We start from the raw sequence: 20,301 nt of genomic DNA, 5'->3' as shown, positions 1-20,301 counted from the left end.
CCTTCCGCAGCGGTCGGACGCTCGCGCACCGCGTGCGACGTCACCGCGCGTCACGCGGTCGTCATGGTTTGACACATCCGGCGGGGTGCGGTTGACTCCCCGACATGACAGAAACCGCCCGCACCCTGACCGCCTTCGAGGCCATCAGGACTGCCGACATGATGATGTCGGCGCGTGCAGGCATGTGTTGTCGAATGTGCCGCTGACCCGCGATCTACTCCGCCGAGTTCCCGTCGCCGACCCCATCCGAGTCGCACGGACTCCGTGAACCCCGCCCTGCGGAGGTTCGCCCTCGCCGATTCCGGCACCTGATCGACCTCGCTCCAGACGGGGTCGCTGCCTCGACCTCGCAAGGATCCGTCATGTCTCTCGCACTCGCCCAGATCTCCGACCACACCGCCACGTCCGCCGCCCCGGCCGACACCGCCGCCCCGGCGTTCCGCCCGCTCGCCGGCGCGAAGCGCTTCGGCGTCGCGATCGCCTCGCCGCGCGTCGACGCCCCCCGCGCCGAGCCGGTCCGCCCCGAAGCCCCGCGCGTCCGCGCCGTCCCGGACGGGACCGAGGCCCGCGGCTTCGTCCTCTACGTCGGCATCGACGAGGCGAAGGCCATCGCCGACGGCACCTCGCTCCACCGCATCGTGGAGGCGCTCCGCAAGCTGACCGCCGAGGTCGCCCCGTCGGCCGAGACGTATGCCGCGGTCGCGCTCGCCCCCGAGGGCGCCGGCGGACGCGACGTGGACGTCGTCCGTCTCGCACTCCAGGACCCGGCCGCGCTGGCCAAGCAGCGTCAGGCGAGCGGCCAGGACACGCGCGACGACACCGACCGCCACCCGAACGGCGTGATCATCGACATCTCGCGCAAGCGCGTCCTCCTCGACGGCGAGCCCGCCGGGCTCACGTACAAGGAGTTCGAGCTCCTCCAGTACCTCGTGCTCCGCGAGGGTCGCACGATCGACCGGCACGAGCTCATCGCGAAGCTCTGGGCCGACGACGAGGAGGTTCCGAGCGAGCGCACGATCGACGTGCACGTGCGGCGCCTGCGCTCCAAGCTCGCGCACTACCAGGACATCGTGCGCACGGTCCGCGGCATCGGCTACCGGTTCGACCGGCACGCGGATGTCTCGATCCGCCAGGCCTCGACCCCGAGCCCGGACGTCTTCTGAGGATTTCCGACCTCGATCCGTGCCCCGCGCTGCGCAAGCGCGGGGCACGGGCGTATGCTCGGTGCACCACGTTGCAGACGGGCGACGAGAGCGGCTCCTGACCGGTCCCGCACCGAAGCTCGGGAAACGCTGTCCGGGGCATCCTCCCGCCGAATTCGATCCGAATCACCACTAGCGCTCGTTACCGATCCGTTATATATTCAGTACGTACCGACTGTTTGCTGTGGCGGTCGGTACGGAATGTGATTGCAGGACACTCTTGGTGCAAGGGAGAGGGCCGGTCGTCAGCCTCTACGACCGGCCCTCAACCGTGTCCGGGCCGGTTTCGGCCCGGCGCCGCGGGCCGCGATGGGCGGCCGACCGCGCGTCCGCCGCGCCCCCTATCCTTGATCCGAACGCCCGCGTCGAGCGGCGCCGAGGGAAGGGGGCCGCGTGGCCGATCGCATCCGCACCGTCAATGCCTGGGAGTCGCTCTTCCGCGCACAGGTGGCGGTGATGCGCGCCCTCTCCGCCGAATTCCCGACCGACGTGATGTCCCTGAACGAGTACGACGTCCTGTTCAACCTCAGCCGGGCGCCCGAGCGCCGACTCCGCCTCAAGGACCTGAACCGCCACGTCCTCATCACCCAGCCGAGCGTGAGCCGCCTCGTCGACCGGCTCGCCGCGCGCGGGTTCGTCGCGAAGTCGGATGACCCGACCGACGGCCGCGGCACGATCGTCTCGCTCACGTCCGAGGGCTTCGAGGCGTTCCGCGCGGTCGCCGTGCACCACATGGACGCGATCACGCGGCACGTCGGCGGCGGCCTCGACGAGGACGAACTCGCCCGGCTCGCCGAGCTCTGCGACCGCCTGCGCGCGTCGGTCGACGGCGAGGCCTGAAGCGCCCGAGTCGGCAGCGGCCGGGCCGGGCGTCCTCCTGACGAGGAGCCGGGTCGGGACCGTGAGAGCGCTCGCATCGAGGAGACGGCGGGACGGGAACCCTACCTCCCGCCCCACCGCGGCCCCACAGGAGGCCTCCTTCTCACCGAGCGACCCGAACTGAGCTCGGCGAGCTCTGGTACCCGGCGTGTCAGGACACGAGATCAGACGCCGACCGAGGGGATGCTCGGAGTCGGGTAGGCGACGGATCGACCGGGTGCTGTCGCGATTGTATGCGACCCCGGTCGGCGGGCGACTGCCCCAGAACGCGGGCCATGGATGCCTCGAGCCGGGTCCGACCGCACGCCGCAGCGGCACCGGCGCGCCACCGGCGACCCGCACCGGCGCGCCACCGGCGACCCGCACCGGCGCGCCCGCGCGCGCTCGTCAGCGACGCGCGATGGATGCCTCGAACTCGGTGTGGCTTCGGACGTACGCGGCGATGAACGGGCAGCGCGGCACGAAGCGGAGTCCGCGCTCGACCACGTCGCCCAGCGCGAACGCGGCGAGCCGACTGCCGAATCCCCGCCCCTCGAACGCCGGCAGCACGATCGTGTGCGTGAAGACGACGACGCCGTCGGCCTCCTCGAAGGCCGCGAATCCCGCGAGCTCGCCGTCCTGCGTCAACTCGTAGCGCTGCCGCTCGTCGCTGCGTTCGATGGAGATGCCCTGCATCAGCATCCGCTCCCCTCCGGTGTTCGGATCGCCCCGGCCCTGGGCGCCGCGCGTCGATCCCGTGTGCGACAGCGTCCCACGCGCCGCCCCCTCCGTGTGCGGCGACTCCCGCGCGAGTCGACGGTGCCTGCCCCGTCATCGTGCGGCGTCGCCGCGATGGGCCGGCTCGTCGCCGGATAGGGCCGTCCGGCTCGGGCGTCGACCGCGGCCCGCGTGCCGTCGGGTCGCGGGATGCCGCCGCGCCTTCGGGGTGGACGCCGGCCGCCGGACGATCCGCGCGTCCCGCCGGGGCATCCGGTGCGGCGCGCGGTGCGCACGGTCCGGCGTCGCCCGCTCGGCCGAACGGCGCTCGCGCTGCGTCGACGCGGTCATGACGACCATCGCGATGAGCCACGCGAAGACGAGCGAGAACGCGGTGAGCTCGAACACCGTGAGGTTGAACAGGTCGAATGCGTCGTAGGCGATCATGGCGGCGATCTCGACGCCGATCGAGAGGATCGACCAGGCCACGAAGCGCCGCGGCGGGCGCCGCACGAAGACCGGGACGCCGAGCGCCGCGATCGCGAAGCCGGCGGCGGCCGCGCACGCGAACGCGTTGTGGAGGACCGTGTCGGTGTCGATCGGCACGAGCCCCACGCCCACGAGCGAGAGGCCCACGACCGCGATGAGCACGCGGAGCGCGGTCGCCCCGCCCCGGCGCGGCCCGAAGCGCTCGTCGAGCAGCGATCGACTGAGGGTCGGGCCGAGCACCGCGGTCAACGCACCTGCGACGACGACGGCGGCGTTGAAGCACGCGGCCGCGAGGTCGTCCGAGGTGCCCAGCGTGCTGAAGTTCATCGTCCACCACGCGCCCGTCGGGGTCGCGGCCATCGCCGCGACGCTGCCCGCGGCGAGCAGCATCGCCACGAGGTTCACGGTGCGGTACGCCTCGTGCTCGATCGCCGCGACGTGCAGCCGCCAGGCGAGCACGCCGACGCCCGCACCGAGCAGGACGCCGATCAACGAGGCGCCGCCGGGGAGCGGGGCGAAGGCGGGCGCCGTGAGGTGCACGGCGAGCATCGTCATCGCCGCCCAGCCCATGGCGCTCCCGCTCGCGCGCGCCTGCGGGGTCGGGTGCAGCCCGCGGTGCGCGAGGACCGTCGAGAGCGTCTCCTCCGAACCGGACCAGACGACGATCGCGGCCGCGACGAGCGTGCCGAACGCGGCCGCCGGCAGCACCAGCAGGAGCAGGGTGATCCCGTCGCCCCCCGGGACGAGGTGGCGGAGCACGATCCCGAGGGCCGCGACGGCCGCGCTCAGGCCGATGAGGACGGCGAGGCCCCGGCGCAGGCCCGGCAGCCCGCGCCAGCGGAACGCGGCCGCGGCCACCGTGGTGACGGCCTCGGGGCGGTCCGGAATCCGAGCGGGCCGAAGGTCCGCCGACGAGCGAACGGGTCGCCGGCGGTCACGGGGCCGGGGTTTCGCGCCGGGCGCGTCGGACGGAGCGCCGCGCGAGGCATCCGCAGCATCGAGTTGGATCGCACCGACCTGCATCGCCTCCGCCCCACTTCCCCTCGAAACGGATGCACGGATGATAAACGACGAGGGTGAACGGAAGCAGTGAGATTACGGCCGGACCCGCCCGGCTGGGCGGGTCCGGGCGGAGCGGGGCTCAGCCGCGCTTCGGGGCGAGCCCCGCGACGCGTCGCTGGACGCGCCTGGCGAACCGCCGGAGCGGCCCGCCCCGGTCGATCCGCGCGTAGGTCGCGACGAGCGGCCGCATCGCACGCAGGAACACGTCGAGATCGCCCGCGGCGCGCGCGTCGGCGAAGGCCTCGTGGCTCCGCCGGGAGATCAGGCGCCGCTGCCGGACGAGCCGGACGCGCGTGCGATCCACGCCCTCGAGCGACGCGGGGACCCGCTTCACGGGCACCGGGCGCCCGGCCGCCACGTCGTCGTGCAGTCGGACCGAGAGGCCGACCCGGCGGTGCCGGAAGTTCCCGGCCTGCGTCGCCGCGACCTCGTCGAGCGTGAGTTCGTCCAGCACGAGCTCGGCCGACTCGCGGAGCAGCGCATCGAGTTCGGGGCGGCGCGAGACGATGACGTTCATGCCCCGCCAGTCCTCCTTGTAGCGCGGCAGCCAGGCGTCGCCGAAGGCGATGTCCGCGGTCTCGGCGAAGATGTCGTCGCAGTAGTCGCACGCCTGCACCTGGAACATCGCGTGCCCCCAGCTCCCGCCGACCAGGCCGGCGACCGGTGCGTCGACCTCGGCCCCGTCGACCGGCACCGCGCCGAAGTCGTAGCGGCTCGACGAGCGGCCCGGCACCTTCACCCGGAAGTCGACGGTCGCGAGCTCGTCCGGCGCGACGCCGGCCTGCCAGGCCAGCGCCTCGGCGAACGCCTGCGACTTGAGGTGCCCGCACACGAGCCCGAGGAAGAACGCGAGCTGCGAGCCGAGCACCTCGTCCTCCTCCGCGAGGAGCCGGGCGGCCTTGAGGAAGCACGGCACGCCGAGCACGGCGTACCGACGGCCGTCGCCGCGGACCCCGGCGAGGACGTCGGCGAACGTGGTCGCGTAGTAGAGCGACTTCCGGCGGCTGCGGTACGTCGCCGGTTCGTCGGTGACGCGATAGGCGAACAGCCCCTTCGCGGGGTCCTCGCTCGTGGCGACGTGGATGACGGCGTCGACGTCGCCGCGGACGAGCAGCTGCTCGGCGACCCATCCGGTGAGCCCGCCCGAGCTCGCCCCGAGCAGGCGGGCCTCGTCGACGAGTCGCCCGGCGAACAGCCCGGAGTACCGGCCGACGCGCGGGTCGTGCGGCAGGCCGGGGAAGCGGCTCGCGCCGAGCTGGTCCTCGTTCCGGGCCTCGTCGGAGAACGGGCACACCCGGCTCGCCGCACGCAGGTCGGGCTCGACGACGTCGGCGAGGTCGGCCTCCCAGGAGCGGCGGCGGCCGAGTTCGAGCGAGATCCTGCCGTCGGTGCGCACGGCGCACGCACCGCACCCGACGCACATGCCGCCGCGGACGACGTCCTCGATGCCGTGCATAGCCCCCCGATCGTTCCGGCCGACCGGCCGGCCCGATATCAACTGAAACTTGCTCAGGTAACGCGCGGGTTACGGGTACCCGACGATCGCGTTGCGAGGCGCGACCCGGGGTTCCCGCGCCCGGAGGCCGCAGGTAGCGTGGGCACCCGACGCAACGCGGCCGCCCGAGAGCTAGGTCTCCGTCCACCATGGAAACGACCGCGAGCGACCGTGCGGCCCGTGCCAGGGGAACCACGGGAGGGGGCGTCACGTGACCCGAGACGAACGGCCGACCGACGCCGGCGCACTGACCGTGCTCCATTCGCTCGCGCCCCCGGACGGCACCACCAAGTTCGTCGACCAGGTCGTCGGCGGCGCGCCCGAGGACGTGACGGTCCGCTGCTTCTCCTGGTCGGAGGCGCTCCGCGGCGAGTACGACGTGCTGCACCTGCACTGGCCCGAGCTCCTGCTCCGGGCGCGCACGCCCTGGCAGCGGTTCGGCAAGCGCCAGGCGATGCGGATGCTCCTGCTCCGCACCCGTGTGCGCGGCATCCCGATCGTGCGGACCGTGCACAACCTGCGCCCGCATGAAGCGGGGGGCGGGCCCGAGCAGCGGCTCCTCGACTCGGTCGACCGCCGCACCGACCTCTTCGTCCGGCTGAACCCGGCGACCGAACTCCCCGCGACCGCTCGCGCCGTGACGATCCCGCACGGCCACTACCGCGACCGCTTCGCGGGGCATCCTCGCTCCGAACCGGTGCCCGGGCGCCTCCTCTACTTCGGGATCATCCGCCCCTACAAGGGCGTCGAACGCCTGCTCGACCTGTACCGTGCGCAGCGGCCGGCCGGCACCGAGCTGCGGCTCGTCGGCAACCCGACGCCCGAGCTGCGGGAGCGGATCGAGGCGGCCGTCGCGGCCGACCCGCACGTGTCCGCGCGACTCGCGTTCGTCCCGGACGACGAGCTCGTGCGCGAGGTGACCGCGGCCGACCTCGTCGTGCTGCCCTACGCCGAGATGCACAACTCGGGCGTCCTGCTCGTCGCGCTCTCGCTCGGCCGGCGCGTCCTGGTCCCCGACAGCCCCGCCAACGCGGCCATCGCCGCCGAGGTCGGCGAGGAGTGGGTGCTTCGCTACCGCGGCGACTTCGACGCCGACGCGCTCGAGGTCGGGCTCGCCGCCGTCCGGCACGGCCCGCCCGCCGGGGAGCCGGACCTCTCGGGACGCGACTGGCCGGCGATCGGTCGACGGCAGGCGGACGCCTACCGCGCACTGCTCGCGCAGCGGCGGTCCGCGGCCCTGCCCGTCCCGGTGGAGGCGTGAGGATGGCGATCGGCGAGCGACCTGCGAGCCTCGGGGCATCCGCCTCGCGCGGCGCCGCGATCACGCTCGGCGCGCAGGTCCTGCGCGTGCTCGTGCAGCTCGCCGGCATCGTCGTGCTCGCGCGGCTGCTCACGCCCGCCGACTACGGCGTGCTCGCGATGGTGCTCGCGATCATCGGCGTGGGCGAGGTGTTCCGCGACTTCGGACTCTCGTCCGCCGCGATCCAGGCGCGCACGGTCAGCCGCGCCCAGCGCACGAACCTGTTCTGGATCAACACCGGGATCGGCGCGGTGCTCGCGCTCGCGGTGTGCCTCGCGAGCGGGCCGATCGCCGGGTTCTACGGGGATCCCGCGCTCCAGCCCGTCGCGATGGCGCTGTCGGTCACCTTCCTCCTGAACGGGATCTCGACCCAGTTCCGCGCCGACCTGAACCGGGACCTCCGGTTCGGACGCCTGAGCGGCACCGAGATCGCGGGCCAGGTCGCCGGGCTGGTCGTCGGCATCTGGGGCGCGACCGCGGGGCTCGGGACCTGGGCGCTCGTCGCGCAGCAGCTCGCGGCCGCGACGGCGACGCTCATCGGGGTCGTCGCGGTCGGCGGGTGGTGGCCCGGGCTCCCGCGGCGCGGGGTGCCGATGGGCGGATTCCTCCGGTTCGGCGCCAACCTCGTGGGCTCGCAGCTCGTCACCTACGCGAGCCGCAACGTCGACTCGGTGATCATCGGCGCCACGGTCGGCGCGAGCGCGCTCGGCCTCTACAACCGCGCGTTCCAGCTCATGCTCATGCCGCTGAACCAGATCAACGCGCCGTCGACCCGCGTCGCGCTGCCGGTACTGGCGAAGCTCCAGGACGACCGGCGCCGCTTCGCCGAGTTCATCGGCCTCGGGCAGGCGTTCATGCTCAACCTCGTCGGCGCGGTGCTGTCGTTCGCGTGCGCCCAAGCGGGCGCGGTCATCCTGCTCGCGCTCGGCGAGCAGTGGGGCGGTGCGGTGCCGATCTTCCAGGTGCTCGCGCTGGCCGGCTTCTTCACGGCGGCGAGCTACGCGGCGTACTGGGTGTTCCTCGCCAAGGGGCTCACGGCCCAGCACCTGTGGTTCTCGCTCGCGACCCGCCCGATCATGATCGTGGTCGTCCTCCTCGGCTCGACCTGGGGCGTGCTCGGCGTCGCGTGGGCGTTCGCGGCATCGACGGTCGTGCTGTGGCCGGCCGCGCTCTGGTGGGTCTCGCGGGTCAGCGACGCGCCGTCGCGGATGCTCTTCCTGAACGGCGTCAGGGCGTTCGGCGTGCACGCGCTCGCGGGCCTCGCGAGCTTCGGCGCGACGATGTGGCTGCCGGACGCCGCGTGGGCGGGGCACCTCGCGATCGGCGCGGCCGCCTACGCCGCCGCGATCGCGCTCGCGGCGCTGCTCGTGAGGCCGCTGCGGAACGACCTCCGCGCGATGTTCGCGATCCGCCGGTACTTCCGCGGCGGCACCGGTCGAGGGGAGACGGCATGAAGCCGAGCAGGATGCTCCGCAAGGCGCGCGCGAAGGCCGAGGAGGTCGTCACGGCGTCGGCGTTCGGTGCCGCACGCGATCGCGCGGTCATCGCCGCCGCGATCGGTCGGCCGGAGCCGACGGGCCCGCACGTGCTCGTCGCGTCGGCCGGGGCCGGCAACATCGGCGACCAGGCGATGCTCGACGCGTTCGTCGAACGTGTCGACGGGCCGGTCATGGTCATCGCGCGGGGCGTCGGCGACTTCCGCGTCCCGGAAGGGCCGGGCCGGGTCTCGATCGTCGACTTCCCGGAGCTCGTGTACGGCCTCGGCGGGGACCGGCGGGCGGAGCTGACGGCGTACGGCGCGATCCTCTCCCGAGCCCGCTCGCTGAGCGTGATCGGCGCCGACATCATGGACGGCCGGTACAGTCCGCGGGCGTCCGTGCGCCGGTCGATGCTCGCCGAGGCGGCGGCCGCGGCGGGCATCCCGGCGCGCATCCTCGGGTTCAGCTGGAACGCGGCGCCGCATCCGCGGGCCCTGGCGGCGCTCCGGCGTGCCGCGGGGGCCGGCGTCGTGCCGTACCTGCGGGATCCGATCTCGGCCGACCGTGCCCGAGCCGCCGGGATCCCGGGGGTCGTGGAGTCCGCCGACCTCGTGTTCACGGCGCTGGACGAGGACCCGCGCACGGCCGACGCGCTGCTCGGGACATCCGCTCGCCGCGCCGCGACCGATGAACCGACCGGCGAACCCGGGGGCGAGGCCGGCGGGGATGCCGACGCGACCGCCGCGGGCGACCGCGTGGTACTCGTGAACGTGAGCGCGCTCGTCGGGCGGAACCTCGACCAGGCCGCCCAGTACGAGCGGATCGTCCGGGCCCTGCGAACCCGGGGCCTGCGGGTCGTGCTGGTCCCGCACGTGTCCCGCCCGACGTCCGACGACGTCGCCGCCTGCCGCGCCGTGCACGACCGGCTCGCGGACGATCCGGGCGTCCTGCTCGTCGACCGGCTGCTCGAGCCGGCCGAGATCCGCGGGCTCGCCGCGCGGGCGAGCCTGACCGTCACGGGGCGCATGCACCTCGCGATCATGTCGCTCCGGTCCGGCGTCCCGGCGATCACGCTCGCGACGCAGGGCAAGGTCGAGGGGCTCATGCGGCTCGTGGGCGTGCCGGACCTGTGCGTCGAGCCCGGCCCGGCGCTCGCGGACCGCGTGCTCGCGGTCGTGGACCGACTCGACGCCGAGCCGGCGCTGCGTCGGACGATCGCCGCATCCGCGGGGCGCCTCCGCACGCTCGCCGAACGCAACACCGACGGCCTGGTCGACCCGGCCGTGCACGCGCCGGGCGCGGGCGACCCGACCGCCCGGACCCCGGAAGCCGCGCCGGTCGCCGCGGCGCGCACGTGACCGACGACCGGATCCACCGAGCGGCCTTCGGGCCGGCGAAACGTGAAGGAGCTGCACCCATGACCGAGCACGACTCCCCGACCGGCCTCTCCCGCCGCGGATTCGTCGTCGGCGGTGCCAGCGTCGCGGCATCCGTCGCGATCTGGACCGGCAGCGCCGCACCCGCGTTCGCGGCGGCGACGCCGACGCTGCCCGGCGAGAAGAGCCGCAAGGCGAACCAGACGACGAACGTCGGGAAGAAGCCGTACGACAACATCGAGGTCGACATCAAGGGCGACCTCGCGCGCATCTTCGTGCCGCAGAGCGTCAAGCCCGGGCAGTCGACGCCGGTCCCCGTCGTGTGGTTCTACCACGCGCCGCAGTCGACGCACGACGCGATGAACGGCGGATTCCTCTGGAACGCCGAGTACGTCGTCGACCAGGGCTGGATCGCGATCTGCCAGACGGCGGGCGGCGCGGCGTGGACCAACTCGGTCGCCGAGAAGGCGCAGCTCGACGGATGGGCGTACGTGAACTCGGTGTTCCCGGTGCGGGACAACCTGCTGCGCGCGACGTCGGGCGGCGGGGCGCTCGCGTGCGGCGTGTACGCGACGCGGGCGATCCCGAAGCTCCGCGGCATCTACCTCGTCAACGGCGTCTACGACCTGTGGGCGACGTACGCGTACAACGGCCGCGACGCGATCGGCCCGGCGTTCGGCTACAACGAGACGCTGATCAAGCAGCGCAATCCGGCGATCGCACCGCAGTCGGCGTGGAAGGGTGCGAACATCCGCGTCGTCTACTCGGTGGCCCCGGGCGTCGACACGACAGTGCCGCCGAAGGACCACAGCCTCGCACTGATCGCCAAGGCGAAGCCGGTCGCGTCCGAGGCATCCAGCCGCACCCACACGCTCGGCCACACGCAGCCGTCGTGGGCGTGGGGCGACTCGATCACGGCATTCAAGCGGTGGGTGAGTTGAAACGCGAGAATGGCTCGCCTTCGTCGCGCAGAGTTCTCCATCGCGTCGCCGAGCGGAAACACGCCGGAACTAACGTGACCGGCAATCACCTGACCACGTTGGGAATCGGGGGAGGTACCGGATGGGTGCTCGAACAGTGACCGGATCGCGCGGGATCTACCGGACGGACATCGGACGCAAGTCCTGGATGGACCTCGCGAAGGGGGTCGCGATCATCCTCGTGGTGGTCTACCACGGCATGCTGTTCCTGCACTCGATCGGGTTCGAGGGCGACGGGATGACCCGCTCGAAGGTCACCCTCGAGACCTTCCCGATGCCCGTGTTCTTCCTCATCGCGGGGATGTTCGGGCTGCGGATCCAGCAGTGGACCTTCGCGGAGACGTGGAAGCGGAAGATCTCGGGGTACCTGTACCTCTACGTCGTCTGGAGCGTGATCCGCTTCCTCTTCTACCTGGTCGTGCCGAACGTGCGCGCCGGGGACGGCGCCGGCACGACCGCGTCCGACCCGATCTCGCTCCTGCTCATCTTCGTGTGGCCCACGTCGAGCTACTGGTTCATCCTCGCCCTGGCCGTGTTCACCGTCGCCTTCTGGCTCATCCGGCGCCTGCCCGTCTGGCTGCAGGTCGGCGCAGCCGCCGTGCTCAGCGTGCTGTTCTCGTCCGACCTGCTCGACACGGGCAACGTGGGCTGGACCCACATGTGCGTGTGCTTCGTGTTCTTCGTCGTCGGCGCGCTGTTCTCCAAGCGGATCGAGCAGGCCGTGCTCGACTCGAAGGGGTGGCACATCGCCGCGGCGTTCGCCGGGTACGCCCTCGTCACGGCATCGCTCGCGTTCGTGCCGTGGACGCGGGACATCCCCGGCGTCGTCCTGCTCGGCCAGGTCTCGGCCGTCGCCCTCGGCGCGACCGTATCGGTCCGGCTCGTCCGGCTCCGGGCGCTCGCGTGGGTCGGCAATCTCGGCGTCCGGTCGTTCGAGATCTACCTGCTGCACGTGTTCGTGCTCGCGGGCCTCGGGGTCCTGCTCTCCGCGTTCCCGGTGCTGCTCACGCTGCCCGACGGCGGCTGGGGCATCCTCATCGTGATGGTCGCGATCGCGATCTGGGTGTCGCTCCTGCTGTTCCGCGTGCTCGCGCGGTTCCCGTGGCTGTTCGTCAGCCCGCTCCGGATGCCGTCCGGCGCGAAGAAGCGGCGCGCCGCCGGCCCCGGGGCGGGGACGGGCACCGACGTCGACGCGGGGAAGGGCGCCGACCCCGCGGCGGGCGAGGCCGCCGACCCCGCCGCGACCGGCGCCACGCCCGTGCCCGGCGCGGACGGGACGCGCTAGTGGTGGACGTGTACGCGTCGGCGGTCGGCCAGTACGACAACGTCGGCGACACCGTGCTCCGGCGCGGATTCCTCGACGCCCTGCGCCGGGTCGGCCCGCTGCACGTCTACGTCGGAGGACGGGACGACGACCACCTGAGCGGCCTCGGCCTGCACGAGGCCGACCGGCTCTACCGCACGCGCCCGGAATGGCGCAGCCGCGTGTCGCGTGCGCTCACGACCGAGCGGAGCCTCTACGCCTTCGACACCGGCGAGACCGAGGTGCAGCGCGCGTTCGCGATGCGGTACCTCCGCCTCGCCCCGCTGCTCCTCGCGTCGCGGCTGCGCGGCGGGGCATCCGCGCACCTCGGCGTGGGCGTGCGCGAGTCCACCGCGTGGCGCGTGCCGATCTCGGCCGTGCTGCGCCTGTGCTCGGTCGTCACGTGGCGCGACGACGTGAGCCGCCGCATGATGGGCGTCGGCGGCGTCTCGCCCGACTGGGCGTTCGCGCTCGGCGCGCCCGACGGGGTCCTCGCCTCGGCCGCCGACGACCCGGGCCGCGACCGGCTCGCGATCGGCGTGCGCGCGAGCCTCGAGCACGCCGAGCGCGACCGCCCGGACCAGCGCTGGCTCGACGCGGTCGCGGGACTCGCCGACCGGCTCGGGCTCGAACCGGTCCTGGTCGCGCAGATCGAACGCGACGGGCCGCTCGCCCAGGAACTCGCCGGGGCGCTCGGCGTCGAGGCGGTCGTCTGGGAGGGCCCGAACCACGCGAAGCAGGAGGCGCGGCTGCGCGGCACCTACCGCCGATCGAAGGCCGTGCTGAGCGATCGGCTCCACGGACTCGTGATCGCGGCGACCGAGGGCGCGGTGCCGCTCGTTCTCGCCTCCGACGGCAGCGACAAGGCGACCCGCACGCTCGCGGGCGCGGGCATCGCCGACACCGCGGTCGACCGGACCCTCGCCGACCCGGCCGCCGCCGCGGCCACGGCCGCGCGCGCGCTCGACCGGCACGCGGAGATCATGGACCGCGTCATCCTCGCCCGCCGCGACATCGACGACCTCACGCGGACCCTCGTGGCCCTCGCCGGAAGGAACTGACGGATGCCTCGTGCGACGATCGTCGTCCCCGTGTACAACGGCGCCTCCCACCTGCCCGAGGCGCTGCCCCGCCTCCTCGCCCAGTGCTTCGACTCGTTCGAGGTCGTCGTCGTCGACGACGGCTCGACGGACGGCTCGGCCGACCTCGTCGCCCGGGCCGCGGCGGCCGACGACCGGCTCCGGCTCGTCGCGCTCGACCGCAACGGCGGGGTCGCGAACGCCCGGCGGCGCGGGGTCGAGGCGGCCGCGGGCGAGTACGTGTGGTTCGTGGACGCCGACGACGCCTGGCGGGACGACGCGCTCGCGATCCTCGTCGCGGCGGCCGATGCGGGCGCGCTCGACGTCGTGGTGGCCGGCGCGCGGTTCGTCTACGACGGCGGCGCGTCGACGCGGCCGATCGAGGCGCCGACGGGGCATCCGATCACCGGGCGCGACGCGTTCGAGCTGCTTCTGACCGGCCGGATCACCGGCCACCTGTGGAACAAGCTGTTCCGACGCGAGGTGGCCGCGGCGCTCGAGTTCACGCCCGCCCGCGTGCACTCCGACCTCGCGATGACCGCCGACGCGCTGTCGCGGGCGGGGCGGGTCGGGTTCGTCCCCGACGTCGTCTACGACTACCGTGTGCGGGGCGGATCGATCATCACGTCGCGCTCGAGCCGTGCGGCGTCGCTCGAGCTCGTCGGCGACGCCGTCGCACGGGCGGCCGCACGCCTCGATCCGGCGATCCTCGACGGCGACGCGCACCGGTACTTCCACGCGAGGTACATCGTGCTCTCGGGTATCAAGGACGGCGTGCAGGGCCCCTACTCGGCCGAGGAGTCGACGGCGATCGTCGCGCGCCTCCGGCGACGGCTCGGGGCATCCGACCTCGCCGTGCTCGCCCGCAGGCGCGATCCGCGCCGGCTCGCGCTCGCGGTCGCGGCGAAGACGTCCATCCCGGTCTACCGGCGGCTCCTCCGGGTCGCGGAGCGGTAGCCGGCCGATGCGCGGGAACGGCACGGGGGAATCCGAGTGAAGGTCACGTTAAGTCTCTGTAACGCGCCTACCGGCGGTCCAACCGGCCTCCTACGCTCGACACCGAACGGAGGGCGACGGCGGCCTCGCACCGAGTCAGACCCGGGGGGAGAGGTCATGTCCGTTCCGTACGCACCCTTCGCAGGCGCCGCGCCGCCGGCCGCCGGCGGTCCGCGCAAGCTCCTGCTCGCCGCCTCCACCGGCGGCCACCTGCAGGAACTCGTTCGGCAGGCGGAGTTCCTCCGGCCGAGCGACGACTCGCTCTGGGTCACGTTCGCGAGCCCCCAGGCCGACTCGCTGCTGCGCGGCCGGCGCGTGCTCCATGTGCCGTACGTGCGCCCCCGCGACTACCGCGGCATCGCCCGCACCATCGGCCGGATCCGCTCGCTGCTGCGCACCGAGCACTTCGACGCCGCGGTGTCGACGGGCGCGGGCATCGCGCTCGCGGTCCTGCCCGTCGCCCGGATGCGCCGCATCCCCGCCACCTACATCGAGAGCGTCTGCCGCGTGGACGGGCCGTCGATGACCGGCCGCGTGCTCCAGCGACTGCGCGCGGCGGACCTCCGCACGCAGCACCCCAGCTGGGCGGGCGCCCGCTGGCGTCCGCAGCCGAGCATCCTCGCGACCTTCGAACGGCGCGAGCGCGCGCTGCCCGATCGGCCGCTCCGCGTGTTCGTCACGCTCGGCACGATCGAGGGCTACCGCTTCGACGCGCTCGTCGACGCCGTCCTCGCGACCGGCCTCGCCGGGACGGACACGACCTGGCAGGTCGGCTTCACCGACCGCGACGACCTGCCCGGCACGGTGCACCGGCACCTCGCGCCCGAGGAGTTCGACCGCGTCGCGCGCGAGGCCGACGTCGTGGTCACGCACGCGGGCGTCGGCACCCTGCTCGGCATGCTCGAGCTCGGCATCCACCCGCTCATGGCGGTGCGCCGGTCCGGCCGCGGCGAGCACGTCGACGACCACCAGCGGCAGATCGCCGACCTGGTCACCGACCTCGGCATCGCGCACGCGGTCGAGGCCGACGAGCTCGACGCCGACGCCATGCTCGACGCCGCGCGCTACGAGATCATCGACCGCGAGGACTCCCTCGAGGCGTCGGTCGTGGGGCAGGGCGCCTGAATGCGCCGGGTCTTCGCGGTCGGCCGGGGGCAGTACGAGAACGTCGGCGACATCATCCTGCGTCGGCAGCTGCTCGACTGGGTGCGCCCCGACGACGGCGTGCTGCACGTGTACGTGGGCGCCTCGCCCGACGGCTACGACGAGGGGCTGCGCCTGCGCGACGAGGACGTCGTCTACCGGTCGTTCCTCGCCTGGTACCGCGAGGCCATGCGGTCCGCGGTGCGCGGCGACGCGTCCTACGTGTTCAAGCCCGGCGAGATCCAGCTCACGCTCGTCGGCATGAAGGAGCACCTGTCGATGCTGCCGCTGCTCGGTGTGATCCGGACGCGCGGCGGCCGGACGGTCCGCGCGGGCGTCGGCTCGCGGAACTTCGCACCGCTCCCCCGCGCCCTGATGAAGCCCTCGATCGCGCTCAGCGACCTCACGCTCTGGCGCGACATCCGCACGGCCGAGTACATGCGGGCGGGCGCGCCGATGCCCGACCTCGCGTTCGGCGAGGGCGCGACGGACGCCGAGCTGGCCGGGTTCGCCGAAGCGGATGCCCCGCGCCGCGACGTGCTCGTCGTGTCGTTGCGCGCCGACGACCCCGCGCCGCCCTACCCGACCGACGCCTGGATCGAGGGCGTGCGGCGCTACGCCGAGCGCCACGGGCTCGAGATCTGGGCCGTCACCCAGGTCCACGTCGACAACGAGCGCAGTCGACGGCTCGCGACCGACCTCGGCGGGCAGGTGCTCGCCTGGGACGACCTGCGCGGCCACGACCGGCAGGAGGAGCTCCTCCGGGCCCTCTACCGACGGACCGCGATCGCCCTCAGCGACCGGCTCCACGTCGTGATCGCCGCGTTCACCGAGGGCGCGGTCCCCGTCGGGACGCTCGCGAACGGCTCGGACAAGATCGACCGGCACTTCGCGACCATCGGAATCGACGACGTCACCATCCGGAGCACCGCAACCGCCCCCGACGACGTCGCCGACGCGCTCGAGGCGCTCGCCGCGCGCCGGCCGGCGATGTTCGCGTCGCTCGCGTCCGCGCGCGTCGAGCTCGCGGCGGTCCGCGAGCGCGTCCGCCGGACCCTCGCGGAGGCGCGGCCGGGCTCGGGTTCGGGCTCGGATGCCGACGCGGCCGCGGTCGCGGCCGCCGGCCCGGCGGCGAGCGCCGACGCCGTCGCCGAGCGCGACGCGGTGGCCGGATGACGGCCGCGCCACGGGTGACCGTGCACCACCTCGGCCGCTCGGGCGAGCACGCCGGCGGCATGACCCAGGTGCTCAACGCCTACCTGGCCTGGCCGTTCGAGGAGGCCGACGTGCGGGTCATCCGGTCGCGCGCGGATCCGCACGACCTGCCCGCCGCGGTCCGACGATCCTCCGCGGCGCTCCGGGAACTGCTGCGCCTACCGACCGACCGGCCGCAGGTCGTCGTCGGGCACCTGTCCGAACGCGGATCGTTCGTGCGCGAGGGCTCGCTGCTGCGGGTCGCGCGGGCACGCGGCATCCCGACCATCGCGCACCTGCACGGCAGCGAGTTCGCCGCGTTCGCCGAGCGCCACCCGAAGCTCGTCAGCGCCGCGCTGCGCGCGTCCGACCGCGTGATCAGCCTGTCGGACGAGAGCAGCGAGGTCGCCGGCCGATTCGTCGACCCGGCGCGCGTGGAACTCGTGCCGAACGCGATCCCGGGCGGCACGCCGTCGGCGAAAACGCGCACGGTCGTGTTCGGCGGCGCGGTCGGCCATCGGAAGGGCATCGACGTGCTCCAGGCGGCGTGGGCGCGCATCGCTCCCGACGGCTGGCGGCTCGTCGTCGCCGGCCCGATCCGGGACGCCCACCTCGTGCGACGCGACCTGCCCGGCGTGGAGTTCCGCGGCGCCGTCCCGCACGACGAGCTCATGCGACTCCTCGACGGTGCGGCCATCGCGGTGCTGCCCTCGCGCGACGAGGCCATGCCCATGTTCATCCTCGAGGCGCTCGCACGCGACTGCGCCGTGGTGTCGACCGACGTGGGCGGCATCGCGGCCGTCCTCGCGGACGGCGCGGGCGTCGTGCTCGCGCCCGGCGACGCGGACGGCCTCGCCGACGCGCTCGGCCTGCTGACGGCCGACGCCGACGCCCGCGCGCGCATCGCGGCCGCGGGACGGCGGGCGTTCGACGAGCGCTTCTCGGCGGACGCCGTCTACCCGCGCCTCGAACGGCTGTGGGTCGAGGCGGCGACCGGGACTGGACGGGCGGCGACGACCGCGGCACGGAGGGCTGGATGAGGATCTCGGTGATCGGGTGCGGGTACCTGGGCGCGGTGCACGCCGCGGCGATGGCGAAGATCGGGCACGACGTCGTCGGCATCGACGTCGACCGGGCCAAGATCGGCGCGCTGAGCGAGGGCCGCGCGCCGTTCTACGAGCCCGGGCTCGACGAGCTGCTCGCCGAGGCCACGGAGTCGGGTCGCCTGCGCTTCTCCACGGACATGGCGGATGCCGCCGACGCGCGCCTGCACTTCGTCGCCGTGGGCACGCCGCAGGCGCCCGGCGGCAACGCCGCCGACCTCACGTACGTCGACGCGGCGGTCGCCTCGCTCATCCCGGTGCTCGCCGAGGGATCGCTCGTGGTCGGCAAGTCGACCGTGCCGGTCGGCACCGCCGCGCGGCTCGCCGCGTGGATCGCCGACGCGGCACCCGGGAGCGCGCTCGCCTGGAACCCGGAGTTCCTGCGCGAGGGGTTCGCGGTCGAGGACACGATCTCGCCCGACCGCCTGGTCTACGGCCTGCCGGACGACCCGGACGCGGCGACCGAGGCACGTGGCCTCCTCGACGAGGTCTACGCCGCCGCGGTCGAACGCGGCACGCCCGTCGTCGTGAGCGACTACGCGACCGCCGAGCTCGTCAAGACCGCGGCGAACGCGTTCCTCGCGACGAAGATCTCGTTCATCAACGCGATGGCGGAGATCGCCGAGGCGACCGGCGCGGACGTCACCCGCCTCGCCGACGCGATCGGCCACGACGCCCGGATCGGCCGGCGATTCCTGAACGCCGGCGTCGGGTTCGGCGGCGGATGCCTGCCGAAGGACATCCGGGCGTTCACCGCGCGCGCGGAGGAGCTCGGCCGCGGCGACTCGGTCGCCTTCCTCAAGGAGGTCGACGCGATCAACCTGCGCCGACGCCAGCGCCTCGTCGACCTCGTCGTCGAGGAACTCGGCGGCTCGGTCTACGAGCGGAACGTCGCGGTGCTGGGCCTCGCGTTCAAGCCAGACTCGGACGACGTCCGCGACTCGCCCGCGCTCGACGTCGCGGTCCGGCTGCTCGGGCTCGGCGCGAACGTGCTCGCGACCGACCCGCAGGCCGTCGCCAACGCTCGCCTGCGGCATCCGCAGCTCTTCTACGTGCCGAGTCCGCGGAACGCGCTCGTCGACGCCGATGCGGTCGTGATCGTGACCGAGTGGCGCGAGTACCGCGAGCTCGACCCGATCGCGGTCCGCGAGATGGTGCGGAACCCGGTCGTCATCGACGGCCGCAACTGCCTCGATGCGGACGCGTGGCGCGCGGCCGGCTGGACCTACCGGGGATTGGGTCGCCCGTGAAGGCCGCGCGGCCCCGGATCGTGTTCGTCGTCACGTCGCTGCACGGCGGCGGCGCCGAGGAGGTCGGCGTGCAGTGGATGCGCTCCTTCGCCCCGGATGCCGACGTCACCGCCGTCCTGGTGTCGGACCGGCCCGCCGAGCGACTGCCCGACGGCGTCGCCCTGGTCGACCTCGGCCCGGACGGGCACGCGGCGACCGTGCGCGGCATCCGCGCGGTCATCCGCAGGCGCCGTCCCGACGTGGTCGTCGCCCTCCAGACCTACCCCGCGCTCCTCGCGCTCGCGGCATCGCTGAGCGTCGACCGCGCGACGCGACCGCTGACCGTGGTGAGCGAGCACAACCTGATCTCGCTCGGCCTGCCCGGCTCGCCCCTCGGCCACCGGCTGAAGATCTCGCTCGCGAAGCGGATGTACCGTCGCGCCGATCTCGTGGTCGCGTGCTCGCACCCCGTGGGCGGCGAGCTCGTCGCGGGGTTCGGGGTGCGCGGCGACCGACTCGCCGTCGTGCCGAACCCGGCACTCGCCAAGGCGCGCGCGACCCGGCGGGTCCCCCGCACGCCCGGGGCGGAGCACGGGATCGACATCGTGCTCGCCGGCCGGCTCGTGCCGCAGAAGCGCCCGCGGCTCGCGATCGCGGCCGCGGCCCGACTGCGGGCGCGTGGCGTCGAGGCCCGCGTGGTGTCGTTCGGCGGCGGGCCACTGCTCGAGGAGACCGCCGCGCTCGCGCGCGACGCCGAGGTCCCGTTCGTGTCGCACGGCTGGGTCGAGGACTGGTTCTCGGGCTTCGAGCCGAACTCGGTGGTGCTGCTGCCGTCGGTCCGCGAGGGGTTCGGCAACGTGCTCGTCGAGGCGGCCGCGTGCGGCGTGCCCGCGGTCGCGGTCTCGGGCGCGCTCGGCGTGGCCGATGCGATCATCCCGGGCGTCACGGGCGAACTGGCCCTCGACGACGATCCCGACTCGCTCGCCGACGCGCTCGTCGCGGCCTCGGGGCTCGAGGTGCCCGAGGTCGACGACTGGCTCGCGCGCTTCTCGCCCGAGACGAGTGCGGCACTGCTGCTCAGCGCGATGCGCCACGCGGCGGTGCGGCGAGGTCGCCCGGCGGCGTGGGCGGCGCCGGCTTCGGCACCGCCGGCGTCGGCGCCGGCGTCGGCACCGCCGGCGTCGGCGCCGGCGTCGGCACCGTCGTCCTCGGCGGCTTCGACCCCGTCCGTTCCGGCGAACGGCGCTGTCGCCGTCGCCGCCGCACCGACGTCACGATGAGGGCGCCGACCAGGGCC

General features: G+C 73.9%; 17 protein-coding genes. 14 read left to right on the top strand and 3 right to left on the bottom strand.

Translation table 11 applies throughout. The annotated features are described in order from the left end of the window. The first annotated feature begins 362 nt into the window (after nucleotides 1-362). Nucleotides 363-1,163, top strand: coding sequence for a winged helix-turn-helix domain-containing protein (locus tag ACDF64_RS06520; RefSeq protein ID WP_394554216.1), 801 nt, complete (start codon nucleotides 363-365; stop codon nucleotides 1,161-1,163). Nucleotides 1,164-1,658: 495 nt separating this feature from the next. Further along, nucleotides 1,659-2,042 (top strand): MarR family winged helix-turn-helix transcriptional regulator, encoded by a 384-nt coding sequence (locus ACDF64_RS06515; protein ID WP_394555060.1) that lies wholly within the window; start codon nucleotides 1,659-1,661, stop codon nucleotides 2,040-2,042. A 426-nt stretch (nucleotides 2,043-2,468) separates the two neighbouring features. Here ACDF64_RS06515 and ACDF64_RS06510 read toward each other — a convergent pair whose 3' ends face one another. From ACDF64_RS06510 to ACDF64_RS06500, 3 genes are all read right to left on the bottom strand, one after another. Next, a complete protein-coding gene (locus ACDF64_RS06510) occupies nucleotides 2,469-2,756 on the bottom strand; it encodes a GNAT family N-acetyltransferase (RefSeq protein WP_394554215.1) in 288 nt (95 codons plus the stop codon). 135 nt (nucleotides 2,757-2,891) lie between these two features. Further along, entirely contained in the window at nucleotides 2,892-4,124 is a 1,233-nt protein-coding gene (locus ACDF64_RS06505; protein WP_394554214.1) for a DUF998 domain-containing protein, read from the bottom strand. Nucleotides 4,125-4,407: 283 nt separating this feature from the next. Further along, entirely contained in the window at nucleotides 4,408-5,784 is a 1,377-nt protein-coding gene (locus ACDF64_RS06500; RefSeq protein WP_394554212.1) for a Coenzyme F420 hydrogenase/dehydrogenase, beta subunit C-terminal domain, read from the bottom strand. Between the two features lie 250 nt (nucleotides 5,785-6,034). Here ACDF64_RS06500 and ACDF64_RS06495 point away from each other — a divergent pair, with 250 nt between their 5' ends. The 12 genes from ACDF64_RS06495 to ACDF64_RS06440 all read left to right on the top strand — a co-directional run bounded on the left by ACDF64_RS06495 (nucleotide 6,035) and on the right by ACDF64_RS06440 (nucleotide 20,284). Beyond that, nucleotides 6,035-7,084 carry a glycosyl transferase gene (locus ACDF64_RS06495; RefSeq protein WP_394554211.1) on the top strand — a complete coding sequence of 350 codons (1,050 nt, stop codon included), beginning with the start codon at nucleotides 6,035-6,037 and terminating at the stop codon, nucleotides 7,082-7,084. A 2-nt stretch (nucleotides 7,085-7,086) separates the two neighbouring features. After that, entirely contained in the window at nucleotides 7,087-8,577 is a 1,491-nt protein-coding gene (locus tag ACDF64_RS06490) for a lipopolysaccharide biosynthesis protein (RefSeq protein ID WP_394554210.1), read from the top strand. Next, nucleotides 8,574-9,959: a polysaccharide pyruvyl transferase family protein gene (locus ACDF64_RS06485; protein ID WP_394554208.1), complete on the top strand. Its 1,386-nt coding sequence runs from the start codon at nucleotides 8,574-8,576 to the stop codon at nucleotides 9,957-9,959. The genes ACDF64_RS06490 and ACDF64_RS06485 overlap by 4 nt, the downstream gene beginning before the upstream one ends. Before the next feature lie 59 nt (nucleotides 9,960-10,018). Next, a complete protein-coding gene (locus ACDF64_RS06480; protein ID WP_394554207.1) occupies nucleotides 10,019-10,918 on the top strand; it encodes a hypothetical protein in 900 nt (299 codons plus the stop codon). Nucleotides 10,919-11,039: 121 nt separating this feature from the next. Beyond that, nucleotides 11,040-12,242, top strand: a complete 1,203-nt coding sequence (locus ACDF64_RS06475; RefSeq protein WP_394554205.1) for an acyltransferase family protein — start codon at nucleotides 11,040-11,042, stop codon at nucleotides 12,240-12,242. After that, complete coding sequence (locus tag ACDF64_RS06470) at nucleotides 12,242-13,321, top strand: hypothetical protein (RefSeq protein WP_394554204.1); 1,080 nt, start codon at nucleotides 12,242-12,244, stop codon at nucleotides 13,319-13,321. The genes ACDF64_RS06475 and ACDF64_RS06470 overlap by 1 nt, the downstream gene beginning before the upstream one ends. A gap of 3 nt (nucleotides 13,322-13,324) precedes the next feature. After that, nucleotides 13,325-14,296 carry a glycosyltransferase family 2 protein gene (locus tag ACDF64_RS06465; protein WP_394554203.1) on the top strand — a complete coding sequence of 324 codons (972 nt, stop codon included), beginning with the start codon at nucleotides 13,325-13,327 and terminating at the stop codon, nucleotides 14,294-14,296. A gap of 156 nt (nucleotides 14,297-14,452) precedes the next feature. Next, complete coding sequence (locus ACDF64_RS06460; protein ID WP_394554201.1) at nucleotides 14,453-15,460, top strand: glycosyltransferase; 1,008 nt, start codon at nucleotides 14,453-14,455, stop codon at nucleotides 15,458-15,460. Beyond that, nucleotides 15,461-16,654 carry a hypothetical protein gene (locus ACDF64_RS06455; RefSeq protein WP_394554199.1) on the top strand — a complete coding sequence of 398 codons (1,194 nt, stop codon included), beginning with the start codon at nucleotides 15,461-15,463 and terminating at the stop codon, nucleotides 16,652-16,654. Beyond that, nucleotides 16,651-17,712 carry a glycosyltransferase family 4 protein gene (locus tag ACDF64_RS06450; RefSeq protein WP_394554197.1) on the top strand — a complete coding sequence of 354 codons (1,062 nt, stop codon included), beginning with the start codon at nucleotides 16,651-16,653 and terminating at the stop codon, nucleotides 17,710-17,712. Before ACDF64_RS06455 ends, ACDF64_RS06450 begins: the two co-directional genes overlap by 4 nt. Continuing rightward, entirely contained in the window at nucleotides 17,709-19,025 is a 1,317-nt protein-coding gene (locus ACDF64_RS06445; protein WP_394554194.1) for a UDP-glucose dehydrogenase family protein, read from the top strand. The genes ACDF64_RS06450 and ACDF64_RS06445 overlap by 4 nt, the downstream gene beginning before the upstream one ends. After that, on the top strand, nucleotides 19,022-20,284 hold the full coding sequence (locus ACDF64_RS06440; protein ID WP_394554193.1) for a glycosyltransferase: 1,263 nt from the start codon (nucleotides 19,022-19,024) through the stop codon (nucleotides 20,282-20,284). Before ACDF64_RS06445 ends, ACDF64_RS06440 begins: the two co-directional genes overlap by 4 nt. The last annotated feature ends 17 nt before the right edge of the window (nucleotides 20,285-20,301 follow it).

This window comes from Agromyces sp. MMS24-JH15 (assembly GCF_043518605.1).
Classification (GTDB): Bacteria; Actinomycetota; Actinomycetes; order Actinomycetales; family Microbacteriaceae; genus Agromyces.
Note: the sequence above shows the minus strand (reverse complement) of the source record. Positions and strands in the feature narration are given on the sequence as shown.

Bases quoted from the DNA above. Each gene is read 5' to 3' on its own strand.
- ACDF64_RS06520 (WP_394554216.1), top strand. From the start codon at position 363: ATGTCTCTCGCACTCGCCCAGATCTCCGACCACACCGCCACGTCCGCC.
- ACDF64_RS06515 (WP_394555060.1), top strand. From the start codon at position 1,659: ATGCGCGCCCTCTCCGCCGAATTCCCGACCGACGTGATGTCCCTGAAC.
- ACDF64_RS06510 (WP_394554215.1), bottom strand. From the start codon at position 2,756: ATGCAGGGCATCTCCATCGAACGCAGCGACGAGCGGCAGCGCTACGAG.
- ACDF64_RS06500 (WP_394554212.1), bottom strand. From the start codon at position 5,784: ATGCACGGCATCGAGGACGTCGTCCGCGGCGGCATGTGCGTCGGGTGC.
- ACDF64_RS06490 (WP_394554210.1), top strand. From the start codon at position 7,087: ATGGCGATCGGCGAGCGACCTGCGAGCCTCGGGGCATCCGCCTCGCGC.
- ACDF64_RS06485 (WP_394554208.1), top strand. From the start codon at position 8,574: ATGAAGCCGAGCAGGATGCTCCGCAAGGCGCGCGCGAAGGCCGAGGAG.
- ACDF64_RS06480 (WP_394554207.1), top strand. From the start codon at position 10,019: ATGACCGAGCACGACTCCCCGACCGGCCTCTCCCGCCGCGGATTCGTC.
- ACDF64_RS06475 (WP_394554205.1), top strand. From the start codon at position 11,040: ATGGGTGCTCGAACAGTGACCGGATCGCGCGGGATCTACCGGACGGAC.
- ACDF64_RS06465 (WP_394554203.1), top strand. From the start codon at position 13,325: ATGCCTCGTGCGACGATCGTCGTCCCCGTGTACAACGGCGCCTCCCAC.
- ACDF64_RS06460 (WP_394554201.1), top strand. From the start codon at position 14,453: ATGTCCGTTCCGTACGCACCCTTCGCAGGCGCCGCGCCGCCGGCCGCC.
- ACDF64_RS06455 (WP_394554199.1), top strand. From the start codon at position 15,461: ATGCGCCGGGTCTTCGCGGTCGGCCGGGGGCAGTACGAGAACGTCGGC.
- ACDF64_RS06450 (WP_394554197.1), top strand. From the start codon at position 16,651: ATGACGGCCGCGCCACGGGTGACCGTGCACCACCTCGGCCGCTCGGGC.
- ACDF64_RS06445 (WP_394554194.1), top strand. From the start codon at position 17,709: ATGAGGATCTCGGTGATCGGGTGCGGGTACCTGGGCGCGGTGCACGCC.